Here is a 723-nt window from a genome sequence, read left to right on the forward strand (position 1 = left end):
GAGCGCACAAGCTGGTTCGTGCCGGGAAAGACTGCCGCGCGGCGCATCCAGCGCTGGCTTGCGCAAGAGGCGGATCTGCGAGTAGCACACGATGACGGCAAGGGACGAGACGCCTTCGCCTTCGATCCCCTGTCGAGCCGGTATCTGGAAGTCGCGGACGACCTGCGCATCCGCACGCCATATTCGCGGACGGTTCTCGAAGAACTGCGAGCCGTTCCATGGGCGAGCTGGGACGACGAACTGCGGGCCTGGAGGGTGCCTTTCCGCTCCTACGAGGAGTTGAGGCGCCATTGGCCAAGTATCGAAAGGGCCGCACGCCGCGCAGAACCGGAGGAGAGGAAACGGCGACGGGAAGCGTCCAAAGACTCCGAGGAATATAAAGCCGCCAGATTGCGGTATGCCGAACGCAGGCGACGTCGCTATCCACTGCCCCCTGACGATTTACCCCAGCTTGGCCGTGCCATGGCAACGGAGCAATACGGCATCGTGGTCTTCACCGAGATTTCGGGCGAACTCGTCGACGCCTCGGAGCTAGCAGCGTTCTATCAGCATTTGATCGAGGCGAACGTCGACTATGTCTGGGGCAGATGGCGTCCGGCGACATTGACTGAATTGATTAGAACATGGCCCGCTCGGCGTGCTGCCGGGTTAACGGAACGGCAGCGAGGCTGGTGGCAACCAACGCTGCCCGAGCTCAGGATAGCTCGCCAAAAAGCTCGAAGC

At 62.0% G+C, this 723-nt stretch carries 1 protein-coding gene; it reads left to right on the forward strand.

Annotation, left to right across the window (positions count from 1 at the left end; genetic code table 11):
- Positions 1 to 723, forward strand: a 723-nt coding sequence (locus NKJ08_RS38810; RefSeq protein WP_352786421.1) for a hypothetical protein, incomplete at both ends; no start/stop codon positions are given.

The organism is Mesorhizobium sp. M0244 (assembly GCF_040321795.1).
Taxonomy (GTDB): domain Bacteria; phylum Pseudomonadota; class Alphaproteobacteria; order Rhizobiales; family Rhizobiaceae; genus Mesorhizobium.